Annotated in this window: 13 protein-coding genes and 1 other annotated feature; of the genes, 2 read left to right on the top strand and 11 right to left on the bottom strand. The window is 49.1% G+C overall.

Annotated features, from left to right (window positions below; all coding sequences use genetic code 11):
- Nucleotides 1-76 precede the first annotated feature (76 nt).
- Both MHH48_RS11235 and MHH48_RS11230 read left to right on the top strand, forming a co-directional pair.
- Entirely contained in the window at nucleotides 77-1,069 is a 993-nt protein-coding gene (locus tag MHH48_RS11235) for a DUF1385 domain-containing protein (protein ID WP_076320866.1), read from the top strand.
- Nucleotides 1,070-1,075: 6 nt separating this feature from the next.
- Nucleotides 1,076-1,408 carry a hypothetical protein gene (locus MHH48_RS11230; RefSeq protein ID WP_076320865.1) on the top strand — a complete coding sequence of 111 codons (333 nt, stop codon included), beginning with the start codon at nucleotides 1,076-1,078 and terminating at the stop codon, nucleotides 1,406-1,408.
- A gap of 48 nt (nucleotides 1,409-1,456) precedes the next feature.
- On the opposite strand, the gene MHH48_RS11225 is transcribed toward MHH48_RS11230, so the two are convergent.
- From MHH48_RS11225 to MHH48_RS11175, 11 genes are all read right to left on the bottom strand, one after another.
- Nucleotides 1,457-2,380 carry a patatin-like phospholipase family protein gene (locus tag MHH48_RS11225; RefSeq protein WP_076320864.1) on the bottom strand — a complete coding sequence of 308 codons (924 nt, stop codon included), beginning with the start codon at nucleotides 2,378-2,380 and terminating at the stop codon, nucleotides 1,457-1,459.
- Nucleotides 2,381-2,458: 78 nt separating this feature from the next.
- Entirely contained in the window at nucleotides 2,459-4,018 is a 1,560-nt protein-coding gene (locus MHH48_RS11220) for a family 10 glycosylhydrolase (RefSeq protein ID WP_076320863.1), read from the bottom strand.
- A gap of 116 nt (nucleotides 4,019-4,134) precedes the next feature.
- On the bottom strand, nucleotides 4,135-4,560 hold the full coding sequence (gene mntR / locus MHH48_RS11215; protein WP_076320862.1) for a transcriptional regulator MntR: 426 nt from the start codon (nucleotides 4,558-4,560) through the stop codon (nucleotides 4,135-4,137).
- A 152-nt stretch (nucleotides 4,561-4,712) separates the two neighbouring features.
- The gene (locus MHH48_RS11210) at nucleotides 4,713-5,426 is read right to left on the bottom strand and encodes a cytochrome c biogenesis protein CcdA (protein WP_076320861.1); all 714 of its coding nucleotides are present in this window, start codon (nucleotides 5,424-5,426) and stop codon (nucleotides 4,713-4,715) included.
- Nucleotides 5,427-5,443: 17 nt separating this feature from the next.
- Nucleotides 5,444-6,250 carry a metal ABC transporter permease gene (locus MHH48_RS11205; RefSeq protein WP_076320860.1) on the bottom strand — a complete coding sequence of 269 codons (807 nt, stop codon included), beginning with the start codon at nucleotides 6,248-6,250 and terminating at the stop codon, nucleotides 5,444-5,446.
- Between the two features lie 45 nt (nucleotides 6,251-6,295).
- Nucleotides 6,296-7,045, bottom strand: a complete 750-nt coding sequence (locus tag MHH48_RS11200) for a metal ABC transporter ATP-binding protein (RefSeq protein ID WP_076320859.1) — start codon at nucleotides 7,043-7,045, stop codon at nucleotides 6,296-6,298.
- 101 nt (nucleotides 7,046-7,146) lie between these two features.
- Complete coding sequence (locus MHH48_RS11195) at nucleotides 7,147-8,241, bottom strand: zinc ABC transporter substrate-binding protein (protein WP_076320858.1); 1,095 nt, start codon at nucleotides 8,239-8,241, stop codon at nucleotides 7,147-7,149.
- A gap of 210 nt (nucleotides 8,242-8,451) precedes the next feature.
- On the bottom strand, nucleotides 8,452-10,440 hold the full coding sequence (metG, locus tag MHH48_RS11190; protein ID WP_076320857.1) for a methionine--tRNA ligase: 1,989 nt from the start codon (nucleotides 10,438-10,440) through the stop codon (nucleotides 8,452-8,454).
- Nucleotides 10,441-10,528: 88 nt separating this feature from the next.
- Nucleotides 10,529-10,788 (bottom strand) — a binding site (T-box leader).
- A 126-nt stretch (nucleotides 10,789-10,914) separates the two neighbouring features.
- Nucleotides 10,915-11,172: a membrane protein insertion efficiency factor YidD gene (gene yidD / locus MHH48_RS11185; protein WP_076320856.1), complete on the bottom strand. Its 258-nt coding sequence runs from the start codon at nucleotides 11,170-11,172 to the stop codon at nucleotides 10,915-10,917.
- Nucleotides 11,169-11,639, bottom strand: coding sequence for a Fur family transcriptional regulator (locus tag MHH48_RS11180; protein WP_076320855.1), 471 nt, complete (start codon nucleotides 11,637-11,639; stop codon nucleotides 11,169-11,171). The genes yidD and MHH48_RS11180 overlap by 4 nt, the downstream gene beginning before the upstream one ends.
- A gap of 230 nt (nucleotides 11,640-11,869) precedes the next feature.
- A complete protein-coding gene (locus MHH48_RS11175; protein ID WP_076320854.1) occupies nucleotides 11,870-14,599 on the bottom strand; it encodes a copper amine oxidase N-terminal domain-containing protein in 2,730 nt (909 codons plus the stop codon).
- Nucleotides 14,600-14,743: the final 144 nt, after the last annotated feature.

Genomic DNA, 14,743 nt, shown 5'->3' with positions numbered 1-14,743 from the left:
ATCCAACTAGAAATTACTTTCAAAATTCGATACAATAGTTCATAGAACGAAAAACATGTCAGGGAGGGTGAACTGGTTGTCCGATAAGTCAACCCCGATCAGCTATGGAGGCCAAGCTGTAATCGAAGGCGTTATGTTCGGCGGAAAGCATGTGAATGTGACGGCCGTACGGCGTAAAAATAACGAAATCAAGTTTCTCGAGGTGCCTCGCGAAGACAAGACATGGGTTCGGAAGCTGCGGAAGATTCCGCTTCTTCGCGGCATCGTCAGTCTCATAGATTCTACAATTAAGGGTTCCAAACATTTGAATTACTCTGCGGATGCATATGCTGACGATACCCTGGAGCCGGAAGAACGTGAGAAACAGAAGGAGAAAGAAGACTCAGGCTGGAGTTTAAGCATGATTATCGGTGTGGCCGCCGTCAGTGTGCTTTCCTTTGTATTCGGCAAGCTGCTGTTTACACTCGTTCCTGTTTTTGTAGAGGATTTCTTTTTTGGCAATACATTTGATCACTATATTGTGCATAACCTGATTGAAGGCGTAATTAAATTAATACTGCTTCTTGTATATTTATGGGCGATCTCTCAAACACCTGTCATTAAAAGACTGTTCCAGTACCACGGTGCTGAACATAAAGTCATCAGCGCATTTGAAGCTGGCGAAGAGTTGACGGTGAAGAATGTTCAGAAATATACACGACTGCATTATCGCTGCGGCAGCAGCTTCATGATGCTGACCATTGTTCTCGGCGTTGTTGTCTACTCGGTGGTGCCATGGGATACCATGACGCAACGGGTCATTCAAAGAATCGCGCTTCTTCCGGTCGTGCTTGGCGTTTCCTTTGAGTTCCTGAAACTTACCAATGCCATGCGAGACATGCCGGTACTCCGTTTCCTCGGTTATCCCGGTCTGTGGCTGCAGCTTCTAACGACGAAGGAACCTAATGATGATCAAGTTGAAGTATCCATCGCATCCTTTAACAGAATGCGTGAGTTAGATGCTCAATACGAGAATGTTACAGTTCACCAATCTGTGACAGGAAGTGTGCTGGATCCCGCGAAAGGGTGATAATCCATGAGAAGGCATGCGATCATTTTTTGGACGGCGATCACGTTAGCCGCCATAGGGCTACTGGTACTCCTGTTAGACCCTGGTTCAAGACTGAATATTTTGATTCCACTCATTATTGTTGCTGTCGTGTATGTGCTCTACAAGTTTCCGCCTCGCCGTTTGAACAAGCGGCCCAAGGTGAAGCCTTCTAAGCGAACGGCAGCAAAGTTGGCGGCAAAAAACAGCACCGTACGGAAGAGCAGTCCAACTGCAAAACGTAAACAGTACCCGTTTCAAGTGATCGATGGGCAAAAAGGAAAACCCGACCCATCCGATGATGTTCCTAAATATCACTAACAAGAAAACCGTCCAACTGCGCAAACTCATGCCGGCTGGACGGTTTTTTTAATGCTCGGATTTCCAGCGAGTGAAAAACATCGTACCTGCCGTTAATCCCGAATTGTACAAATTTTCGCTCTCTTCCTTGGTCAGATTAAAATGAGTGGTGCCAATGCCAAGCGTCGGAATTTTGATCGTTCGATTGCGATTTTGCTGTTCAATATAGCGTTCATCGTGAGCGGAAAGCATCGTCTCGAACATGGCGGTTAACATGCCGATCGGGCCATCGATCAGATGGGGCAAGTTACTATTCTTTCCGACCATCTGAAAGCCAAGCACTGGCAGCGGCTTAGGTCCTCCCTTCGACTCACGATCAAAAAGCCATAACGGAAAGTTGCTCAGCAGCCCCCCATCCACGATATAAACAAATTGTTCTCCAAACGATTTGCCCTTGGCAGCCCTACCCAATAAACGAAGAATGACGGGATCGAAAAAATACGGAATGCTGCAGCTCATGCGCACAGCCTTTGCCACGGGAAATGATGCAGGGTTTATGCCATATTGGCGAAGATCGTCCGGAAGCACCAGCAGCCTTCCATTCGTAATGTCGGAAGCTACAATATATAGTTTGCCTGCCGGGATGTCCGAAAAAGTAAATATCCCTTTGGCAAGCAGGATTTCCCGAATCCAGTTCTCCAGGGCTTCTCCGGAATACAGCCCCTTCTTAATCAACACCCGCAAGGCAGGACCGATCAACTTCGTGTTAAAGATCGGTGCTCGCTGGAGAAACGAATGAAAAGGCGTCTCCTCAATGATGCGCTTGATCTCATCTGCTCGGTAACCTGCTGCCAGCACGGATGCCACGATGGATCCGGAGGACGTTCCTGCAACGCGGCTGAATTCCATGCCGGCATTCTCCGCCGCCTTGACAGCCCCGGCAAGCGAGATTCCCTTGACTCCCCCACCTTCAAATACCGCATTGATTTGCATATAAAATCCCCCGCCTCACATGGTCTAATGACTATGTATGAGCGCGGGGGATGTTTCATACCTATAGGACGTGCCGATTTATCTATAATATGATTGCAATTGATCTTTAATGCCTAACGGATTGTTTAAAATATTCTCTGCTCTAAAGAAAATGCTGCCTTTAACCTCGGCATAATTCTGATTGTACTTCAGTTGATTGATGATTTCCGATGCGCTCTGCCAACCGATCTCACTGGTTCCCAGTTTGTAGGGCGCATGACCGATCAGAAGGTCTACGCCGGTTCCTTGCACTTCACTGACCCACCAGTCAACCAGCTTATCATAATCGGCGGCAGGGTTATTCATGCTCCAGTAGATCTGCGGAGCCACGTAATCGATCCAGCCGTTCTGAATCCAGGCCCTCACATCGGCATACATGCTGTCATAAGCCGTCACACCCGCTTTTGTATCCGATCCCGTCTTATCCACGGATTGGTTACGCCATACGCCGAAAGGACTGATTCCGTATTCCACATTAGGTTTCACACGGTGTATGCTCTCTCCGAGCGTTTGCACAAATGCATTGATATTTCCCCGGCGCCAATCCGCAAGGCTGGAATAAGCACCTTGGTTATATTGGCGGTATGCCGCATCATCGTTGAAGACCGTATTGGATGGGTAGAAATAATCATCCAGGTGAATACCGTCAATATCGTATCCGTTCACGACCTCCATAATGGTATCGATGATATGCTGCCGAGCTTCCGGGATCCCTGGATTAATGTACAGCTGCTTACCTATGTTCACGATCCAATCCGGGTGGCTGAGCGCAACATGGGATGGATCGAGTGATGCTGTCAAAATATCGGTGTTTGCTCGGAAAGGATTGAACCATGCGTGGAACTCCATATTCCGTTTATGCGTTTCCTCGACCATGAAAGCTACCGGATCATACCCCGGATCAAGGCCTTGAATGCCTGTCAGCACCTTGGACCATGGCACTATAGTTGAAGGATACAATGCATCGCCAGCCGGACGTACCTGCACGTACACGGTATTAATGCCCACTTCCTGGAGCGAATCCAGCAAGGCGATGTAAGATGCCTTTTGCTGTTCTGCGCTGGTCTTTGTTTTCGGCCAATCCAGATTGAACACCGTGGATATCCAGGCCCCTCTGACTTCATCCCCCGTGGATACCGGTGGTGGAAGAACGACGTCCGTGCCTGTCGTTAGCGAGATGCGCTGTGCCGCTTGGTTCCATTCAACTTGCACACCCAGGTTCTCGCTGATAAACCGCAGCGGCACCATAACCCGGCCGGTCTTAACTTCAACCGATGCATCCAGCGGTATGGATGAGCCGTTCACAAGCGCGGTTTTGCTGCCGGATGTCAATTGGAGGCTCGAACCGTCCATCCCGATTGTTACAGTCTTTAACTTCTGATTCCAGGCTACCGAAGCGCCTAGGCCTTCACTGATAATCCGCGTAGGAACCATGGTTACGTTAACCTTCGGCAATATGTAAGGAGATACGTCACTGTTTAAGGTTACGCCGTCCAACTGAATACTGATTGGAGCTGCCTTCGCTTGCGCAGTTGGGACCACCGACGGGAGACACAATAATAACATAATGAGCACCAACAACCATCTACGAAGCTTCATTTCTATTAATCCTCCGAAAATATGAAATTTGCAGGTAATCTAACTTATTAGTATAACACTAGAAATATGACGATTCAGTTTAAAAAAGCATCTGTCACAAGCGGACAGATGCCACATTACGATTCGTTGACTAATTCATTATGAACGTCACGCAAATCCTGAAGTCGATTCTCATCGCGCTTGAAATACTCCACAAGCGTCTCAATTCTCATAATGGAATCCCAGCTTAAATGATGCTCGATTCCCTCAACATCCCTATAAATATTTTCATCCTGTACACCTATCATCTCAAGGAATTCCTCAAGCAAATGATGACGTTCCATGAGCCGTTTGCCCATTTTTTTGCCTTTGCTGGTCAAAACCAAACCACGATATTTTTCATAGATCAAATATTCGTCTTTGTCCAGCTTTTGAATCATTTTCGTGACGGATGAGGGGTGAACCTCCAAGCCTTCGGCAATATCCGAAACGCGCGCATATCCTTTTTCGTCGATCAACTTGTAGATGCGCTCCAAATAATCCTCCATGCTAGGTGTCGGCATCTTATTCCCTCTTTTCTATAATTACATAACCCGTGCAAAAAACTGTTTTACCTGCACTAGTAATGATACATGTTTTTGAGACCGGTTGGCAAGTCCTGGTCCAATCCTATGCCAATAATGACTTATAAATTGGACCAGCCTTCCCCCCAGCTTTAGAATTTAAGCCACTCCGGCGTAATGCCTTGCAGCCAAATCGTAATTTTGTACATTTGATCCGTGAATAGCAGAACCCCCATCAGAATCATCAATATACCGCCGACCTTCATCAAGATGTTTGAATACTTCAGAATCCAACGGGTGGAGCCAATGAAAAAGGCCAGGATAAAAAACGGTACTGCAAACCCCAAAGAGTAAGAGGTAATCAGCGGGAACCAGGTTCCCGGATCGGAAGCTGCCAGCGCGATGATGGCCGTTAAAATCGGTCCGACACATGGCGACCAGCCTGCAGCAAACCCGATGCCAAACAGAAATGTTCCTATGTATCCGGTCGGTTTGGATTTAAAATTGAATTTCCGGTCCTTCATTAAAAACTTGGGCTGGAAAATACCAATCAGCATAAGTCCCATCACGATGATAAGCAGCGCGGACAGCTGACGGATCAGGTCCTGATATTCCGTGAAGAACTCCCCAAATAGGCCAGCACCCCAACCGAGGGTATAATAAACGGCAGAAAATCCAAGGATGAACGCGAGTGTATGCGTCATGGTCCGGAATCGGACCTCCTTGCGGTTCTGTTCGCTCTTCAGGTCATTGACCGACATGCCTGTAATAATAGATAAGTAGGACGGGTACAGCGGTAAACAGCATGGAGATATAAAAGAAGCAAAACCGGCAGCAAACGCGATGCCGATATTAATATCAGCCATTTTATTTCAGAACCCCCTTATGTCGTAAAGCCCTTTTTGCCGACAAGCGTAATGATAAGCAAGCTGATTAGCAGCAGCACGATAGTCGCGCCAGGTGCCAAATTAAATATGCCTGCAAGCATCAGTCCCCCGATAACGGCAATTTCGGAGATGATAACCGATAATACGATGGAGCTTCGGAAGCTTCTCGCCAGCAATAAACTGATCGCTACCGGAATCACCAACAATGCGGAGACCAGAAGCGCACCCACAATTTTGATGGCGGTGCTTACGACAAGCGCAGTTAGTACGGTAATGATCATGTTCATCATTTTGACAGGCAGGCCGCTGACACTGGCTGCATCCTCCTCGAAGCTGAGCAGGAAAAACTCCTTGAAGAACATAACCACAACCGCAATGACAACGACGGTTACACCGCCCACCATATAAATATCGGTAGAATCCAGCGTATAAATGCTGCCAAACAAATAACTCATAACATCCGTATTATAGCCCATTCCCAAGGTGAAAAACAGCGAAGCAAGCGCAACGCCGCCAGACATAATAATGGCGATTGACAGCTCGGCATAACTTTTATAAGCCTTTCGCAGCTTCTCAATCGCAAACGAGGCCAGCACCGCAAATACAAGTCCTGCGGCAAGCGGATATACTTCGATCAGAAATCCGAGTGCCACACCCGCAATCGTGACGTGTGACAACGTATCGCCGATCATGGACAGTCTGCGCAGCACGAGGAATATCCCGATTAGCGGGGCTGTGATACCGATCAGAACTCCTCCGATCAGCGCCCGCTGAAAAAAATCGCTAAACAAAATATCAAGCAATGATAACGTCCCCTTCTCCTGCTTCAAAAAGTTTGTTTCTATACATTATACGAGCGAATGCTGCAGATCCACTTCTGCGCAGTTTTCGATATCATGAGAATGCCTTACAAAAAACTGAATTTTCCCGTTCTGCGATACCGGCGATTCTCCCAAGTAGTCTTTAACCATGTCCAAATCATGGGTAACCATCAAAAACGTCATGCGATGATGGGCATGCATATGGGTAATCAATTCAAAGAATCCGGCCTGGGTATCGGCATCAATGCCGATCGTAGGCTCGTCAAGTATGAGAAGATCCGGACGATTAATGAGCGCCCGGGCGAGAAAAACGCGCTGCTGCTGTCCACCGGACAGAGCGCCGATCCGCTTATCAGCAATATCCTGAATGCGCATCACTTCCAGAGCATCCTCACATTTCTGGTGGTCCAGACGGTTCAAACGGCGAAACATTTTCTTCCGATTATATAGCCCGGACATGACGACTTCGCGCACAGTGGCGGGGAACAGTGGATTAAACGAATTTTTCTGCGGAACGTACCCGATTCGCTCCCAGTCCTGAAACTTACGGATCGGCTGACCGAAGAGTTCGATAGACCCTTCCGCGGCAGGCAGCAATCCAACAATCATGCGGAGTAACGTGGTTTTGCCTGCCCCATTAGACCCGACAATACCTACAAAGTCCCGCTCTTTTATGGTGAAATTGAGATCCTTGATCACCTGTTGCTCGCGGTAATGAAAGGATACATCCTTGATTTGTACAATAGGTTGGTGGCAATCCTGTGCTGCCGGCTCCATAACCAGGCCGCCTTTCTCTCTGTAGTCTTTCTATCTAAATATATGAACATCATAAACGTTCATAACACGAAAGAAGAGGGGGATATGCTCCCCCATCTTCCTTATTGTAAAGCCTTCGTTAGATTTTGCAAATTTTTCTCCATCAGCGTGAAATAATTGTCACCGCCGCTTGCCTGCTCCTTCGTCAGTCCCTCCACGGGATTCAATACCAAGGTTTCCACGCCCGCTTCATTCGCCAGCGTTTTGGCAAGTTTATCCGATATGAGCTCTTCGAAGAAAATATATTTGACTTCCTTCTCTTTCACCGTTTTGGTCAGGTTTACTATATCCTGCGCTCTGGGCTCCGCGTCCGGCGAAAGTCCCATAATCGCATGCTGCGTCAAGCCATAATCCCGGCACAGATAGCCAAATGCCTGGTGGGAAACGACAATGTCTTTTTTCGGCATTTTGGACAACTCGCTTGTGAAATCGTTATCCAGTTTGACCAGCTTCTCTTTCAGGGCTTCAAAGCGCTGTTCGTAGCCGTCCCTATGCTCGGAATCCACCTCGACAAGACTATTCTTGATATTCTCTGCCATGACCAGTGCCGATTTCGGGCTTACCCATGTATGCGGATCCGTATGATGTGTGTCGGCGCTAGTCCCAGCGGCCGCTTCCTCGTGTTCATGGCCCGCATGGTCTTCTTCCGTGCCTTCCTCATGACTGTGATCGTGCTCTTCTTCGGTGCCTTCCTCATGGCTGTGATCGTGCTCTTCTTCATGAGCTGCTGCCCCGTGTCCATGACCATCGTCTCCCACGGCATCGATCAGCTTGATCCCGTGACTGACTTCAACCGGCTTAACTTGCGTATCTTTATCAAGTCCCTTCAGAAACCCAGGTACCCAGCCTTCCAATCCGGCACCGTTATAGAGAAACAGCTGGGCCTTGGAAGTATTCACGATATCCTGGCTGCGCGGTGTCCAATCATGCGGTTCCACACCCGTTGGCAGAAGATTTACAACATTGACGTCGTCCCCGCCAATTTCCTTCGTAAACTCATAGATTGGATAAAAGGTCGTAATGACGTTTACCTTGCCTTCGACAATGCTGCCGCCAGATTTACTTCCGCACCCCGACAGGATGAGTACCGCCAACAATATAGAGGTTACACTCCAGGTCCAACTATTAAGTTTACTTTCTCTCTTTCTCTTGTTCATGTTCATCTCCCATATCCGCTCCGTTCAATTAATCGTAATCTTTACTAACAAGATTATAAGAGCAGGCAAACATCATTGTCAACCAAATCGTAAAAATTACTATTAATTTTCAATAGAGATGTTATATCCCCCGTATTAAAGGAAAAAATAACGGCGTACCCTTTAACAGGGTACACCGTCTATCGCGACTTAATTCAATGAGAGAGCTTTTTATTTGACAACGGCGCCGTTAGGCATGCCATCCGGCACCGTTGCAAGCGTCAGCTGGTCGCCGTGGGAGGCAGCCAGAATCATACCTTGCGACATTTCACCTCTAAGTTTCACCGGCTTCAAGTTCGTTACGCAAATCACTTTGCGTCCGACTAATTCCTCCGGCTTGTAGAACTTCGCAATGCCGGATACCACTTGCCGCTGCTCAAATCCGAGATCAAGCTGCAGTTTGAGCAGCTTATCTGCTTTCTTAACCGGCTCAGCAGCGATTACCTGCGCTACGCGCAGCTCGACCTTGGCAAAATCCTCAATGCCGATTTCCTCTTTAAGCTCTACAGGCTCCTCCGTGCTTTCGGCGGACGAAGCTGCTGCCGAGGTCGTAGGTTCCTCCTGGGCGGCCTTCGTACCGCCTGTCATCGCCTCTGCGATGTAAGCCACTTCCTGCTCTGTATCCAGGCGTGGGAATATCGGCTCGCCCTTTTGAAGCTTCGTTCCAGCCGGTATGGCTCCGAACTGGCGTCCGCTTTCCCAATTCGTCCATTCGCCTTCCGCCAGACCGAGCTGATCCCACATTTTCTTCGGCGTACGGGTCAGGAACGGCTGCAGCAGGATCGATGCCACACGGAGCGTCTCCACCAAATGACTCATGACAGATGCCAGTTCATTTCGTTTGCTCTCGTCTTTGGCCAGCGTCCATGGCTGTGTCTCATCAATGTATTTGTTGCTGCGGCTGACAAACTGGCTGATCGCCGTCAGCGCAACCGAGAATTCCATATTCTCCATAGCGGTTTCGACTTTCTCATAAACCGACTTAGCTGCTTCCTCGATCGCTTCATCAAACGGCGTTACGCCAGCGGAGAAAGCCGGAACGACTCCGTCAAAATATTTATCGACCATGGCCACGGTACGGTTCAACAGGTTACCCAAGTCATTGGCCAGGTCGGAGTTCACCCGTTCCACGAAGCTTTCCGGCGTAAAGGTGCCGTCCGCTCCGAATGGAACTTCACGCAGCAGGTAATAACGAAGCGCATCGAGACCATACCGGTCAATCATCGTAACCGGATCGACCACATTCCCCTTGGACTTGGACATTTTCCCGTCCTTCATCAGCAGCCAGCCGTGAGCAAACACCTTTTTCGGAAGCGGAACATCGAGCGCCATCAGAATAATCGGCCAATAGATCGTATGGAAACGGACGATCTCCTTACTCATCAGGTGAACATCGGCCGGCCAGTATTTGTCATACAGGCTGGTGTCCTCCGTACCGTATCCGAGTGCCGTTATATAGTTCAGGAGTGCGTCAATCCACACATAGATCACGTGTTTTGGATCGCTCTTCACCTTCACGCCCCACTCATAGGTCGTCCGGGACACAGCCAGATCCTCAAGACCCGGTTTAATGAAGTTGTTGATCATCTCATTCTTGCGGGATACCGGCTGAATGAAATCAGGATTCTCCTCGTAATACTGGAGCAGGCGGTCCACATATTTACTCATGCGGAAGAAGTAACTCTCTTCCTTCACAAGCTCTACTGGTCGGCCACAGTCCGGACAGTTGCCGTTGACAAGCTGACGTTCCAGGAAGAACGACTCACAAGGCGTGCAGTACCAGCCTTCGTATTCACCCTTGTAGATGTCATCTTGCTTCAGCAGACGTTCAAATACCTCCTGCACAACCTTGGTGTGGCGCTGCTCCGTTGTGCGAATGAAATCTTCGTTGGATATGTCCAGCTTCTTCCACAGGTCTTTGATGCCTGCCACAATGTCGTCAACGAACTGCTGCGGGGTTTTCCCAGCCTCCGCCGCTTTGCGTTCAATCTTCTGTCCGTGCTCATCGGTCCCCGTCAAATAACGGACATCGTATCCACGAAGCCGTTTGTAACGAGCCATGGCGTCGCCGGCCACCGTAGTATAAGCATGGCCGATATGCAGCTTGTCGCTTGGGTAATAGATTGGCGTTGTAATATAAAACGTCTTTTTGTCTGCCATAGTAACCTTCCTTTACCGTGAAATTGATTGTTTGTACCAAGTAATCTCTTATTGAAAAACAGCAGTAAACAGCAAAAAACCCCCGTCCCCATGGGACGAGAGTTGTTCTCACGTGTTACCACCCAAATTCCCTGTCCCCTTACGGGTAACAGGCTCATCTGCCGTCATCCGGCCGTCCATTAACGCTGGCTCACGCCGCTTCTTTACGGCAGCCTTATTACCCGGACTGCAGCGCTCAAAAGCGGATCCTCCAAGACCATTTTCCGAAATTCGCCAAGACCGGTTTCCAGCTGCTCCGGCTCTCTGTTCAAGGCAAGCTTTTCGTACTTATCTCTTCCTCGGATATACCTATAATTTCTTACATTTTAATCAAACGGGCTGCGGTGTGTCAAGGTGAGTCGCGTTCCGTGGGATTGCTATGTCCAAAGACAGCATGCCATTCCGCTTCGTATCGATTAGGATGCCCCAAAAACGCTATTTCTCTGTCAATGAAGACGACACCTTATCCTTGCGCGGTGGAACCATGTCAATGCCGCCTGGATGAAACGGATGGCATCTTGCTATTCGCTTGGCCGCCAGCCAGGAGCCCTTCAGCGCGCCGTGTACCTCAATCGCTTCCAGTGCATAGGCTGAGCAGGTCGGGTAGAATCGGCAAGTCGCCGGTTTCAACGGAGAAATGAATTTCCGATAGAAGTGTATCGGCACCTTCACTACCCTACGTGCCGTGCTCATACCCGGCTGTCCCGCTTTCCTCCACTGGCTGGTGAAGTTTCCTTATCGGTATTGTCCTTGCCGCAGTCCCGGCAGTAGCCGAACACTTCGAACTTATGCTGAACCACCTGGAAATCATCCGGTGCATCGGTCAGCTGCATCGGGCAAAACGTAATCGGGTACGTCTTCTGGCACTGCAGGCAAATCATGTGATGATGATGATGCTCTTCGCTGCATCGTCCTCGAAACTTGATGCCTTCCTCGAACACTACCTGCTCCAATACACCGAGCTCGTACAATACCCGAAGATTCCGGTACACTGTATCAAAGCTCAAACCGCTGTACTTCCGGCCCATATATTCGTACACATCCTTGGCCGTCAAATATCCAGGATGTTCCCCAAACAATTTGGCAAGCGTCTTGCGCTGATCGGTAATGCGCAGCCCATGTTCCGACATGGCGTCGATGATCTGTTCCGTCGTAAGCATACGGAGGTAACCTCCTCTACTTGAAGATACTCTCTCCTTATAATGCCTGAAAAATAAGACAGCGTCAATGAAAGCGGTTGTGGATAGACTAAACCCCTGCAAGGTACTGCGCCGCTGGGACGCGAAACGCTTGGTATTTGACGAGCTCCCTTTATATCAGCCAACAAAAAGGACAACCCTAACCATGTGCTGGCTGTAAGGCTGTCCCTTTGTTATGAATAAATAATGGATTAGTTCTTCACTTGCGGAAGCGGCTGGAACAGGAAGTTGATTGGCAAGCTGCTTCCCGGCGCCGCCGTAAACAGGATTTCCACGGTCTGCTCGTAATTCCCCGTACGATAGAGAACGGCAGCTTCATTCGGTGCAGATATAGCGCCTCCGCTTGTATTCGGCGTCTGAATGATAGTTCCGTTCACCATCAGCGCACCCATGTACTTGCCTCCACGCGGATTCAGCGTGATCAGCGTATTGGGCGCTACGCGGTGCAGCTTGATTTTGTAAAGCACACCAAAGTTCCCGGCATTGGATTGATATGAACCGTTAATGCCGTCATACCCTTCCAGATTCGGATCGTTTGTCTTGTCACCGAGCGCTAGACGGGTAGGCGTGTTGCCAACCAGATCATGGGATTCAATGATCCGTGTCGAGTCCGGGTACGTTCCCCGGTTATGAACGCCATCGCTCGGATGGAGCTTCAGGTAAGGAAGCTTTTGAATCGGATCTTTGGCTTCATCAATCATGATGACATCATACCGGATCGGTGAATCCGAATAGAGATCAGCAAACATGGACAGCACCTGCTGATTCTTCAAGGTTTGCGCGCTCAAGTCTTGCAGAATGACCCGGCTTTCCCCAGGCGCGAGCGAGATCGTCTTGAATGAATCAGCTGATTGCATAGACTCGAGGTAGCGCTGAACAGCTGCTTTTCCCGTGGCAGTCGGTATATTAATCGGACCGCCTATTCCCGTATACTCGGTTGTCAGACGCGCTGTCATGGTGTTGATGTTAGTGGCGACGACGTACATCTTCATGTTCTTCCCGGTTGCGTTCAAGTGGTGGATCATGAATCGCGTGCTGGCATTGCCGACCTCGCGGTAGACGATACCCTCTTGATAGACGGTTTCCGGAGAGTTGCTGCGAATCAACAGATAAGGTTCGGAGCTTCTTGTAATCGGCATCAGATTCCATGTCGGCACAGCGGATCCGTCAAAGGTGTATTTGTCGCCGATGCCCGTAAACAATTGATTGAATTGATCACGCGTATACAATACTTCGCTCGTTACGTTGATAATCTTCTCGTATGAGCTGGTCGCTCCATGTTTATCAGTAACAATCAACAGCACTTTATGCGGTCCTGCCGTAAAAAAGGCCTGATCGTTGTTTTCCCACTTATACGTAAGCTCATCGCCAGGATCGTTGTCATAACTCATATTCATGTACGTTATTTTCTCACCGATCTTATATTCCTGTTTATCCGTTTCGAACATGGCAACAGGCGGCGTATTCGGAGCGGATACTTGAATGCTCAATATATACGGGTCGCTCCACTCCCCGCTGGAATCCTGTACCGAGTAGGAAACCGTATGCACGCCGGGTTCGTCAAAAATCTCTTCCCGGCCTTCCCAATGCTCGTCAACAATAGCCAGGCCCGTCGGCGAATAGGCATTTGTCTTATACGTAACCGTTGTTTGTCCGGCGAGGATCTCACCAGGCTGCACCGTGAAGGAAGCTACGGGCTTTGCGCTCAAGCTAAGGATAACCCGCTTATTCGGCTGGTCCACCCGATAGGTGATGTCCAGCGCCTGCGTAATGCTGGTCAGCGGCACCATGAACGTATTGTTGGACTGGTAAGCCGGTCCCTTCATCGATTTTCTGACCCCGTTCACGGTGTAAACGCTGCTGTTCGTCTTAAAACGAAGCTCATCGTTACCGCGGATAATAATCGTTTCCTTAGTCTTTCCGTCATAGGTCAGCTTCAGGCCGACACGATCAACGAGGGAGCGAATGGCAACATAGGATACGCCGTTCTTAACTGCCATCGGCTGACCTGCCGTATACGCTTTCCCGTTCTGATACATCTTGTTGCTGTTCATCATCAAGATGAGGTCATTGGGCCCGAGATTCGGTATATTCGGAACCTCGCTGCCAGATCCCCCACCGTTATTTCCGCCTGGCTGTTCACCATTACCGTTGCCGCTGCCCATACCGGATAGATCGAGAATAACCTTCTTCTCGGGCTGGTTCACCTGGTATGGAATTTCAAGCGCTTGCGTGATCGCGGTTAACGGAACCATAAACACATTGTTGCTCTGGTAGGCAGGGCCTTTCATCGAACGTACCTGTCCATTGACTTTATAGTTGCTGCTTCCTGTCGTAAACCGAAGTTCATTACCATCCTTAAGGATGATGGTTTCCTTCGTTTTATTATCGTAAGACAGCTTCAGTCCTGCACGTTCAACCATGGCGCGAATGGCGACATAGGATACCCCTTGCTTCACAGCCATCGGCTGACCCGCTTTGTATTTCTTGCCGTTATGGTACATCACATTGCTGTTCATCATCAGTACAAGTTCATTCGCCGAAACATTGGAAGTACTGACTTCGGGCTCTCCGGATGGGCTGCCCTCTTCGTTCTCTGAAACCTCATTATCGGAAGGATCGTTTTCCGTATCCTCCTGCTGTTCATTGGGTGCAGAAGGTTCGGCATTCGGATCGCTAATCGTACCTTCGACTGAATCAGAAGATGTTTCCTTTGGCGTTGCTGATGTTTCCTCCGCTTGCTGCAAGTCCGTCTGTTGTTCTCCACTCTGCTGGCTTTGTCCTTCCACCGGGGACTGCAGCGCTGATTGGCTATTTAGCGCCGGAGCTGTAATATCCGGTGATTCAGCTGCCGCGGGAAATGCCATGGATACCTGGGCCGCGGCAAGGACTGTAATCATCGAGATTCTCTTGAAATTCATTCTCTACTCCTTTAAAACTCTCAGTATAGTCTGTCTGCCTCTATTGGACATACTATTAGACGCGGACTTTCCCGAAAAGTTGCTCAGAAAAGGCTGGAAAATAGGAAAACCGGAGCATTCCTGGGTAGGAAGGCTCCGGTTTGA

This window comes from Paenibacillus sp. FSL F4-0100, from assembly GCF_037993005.1.
GTDB lineage: Bacteria > Bacillota > Bacilli > Paenibacillales > Paenibacillaceae > Paenibacillus_AQ.
Note: the sequence above shows the minus strand (reverse complement) of the source record. Positions and strands in the feature narration are given on the sequence as shown.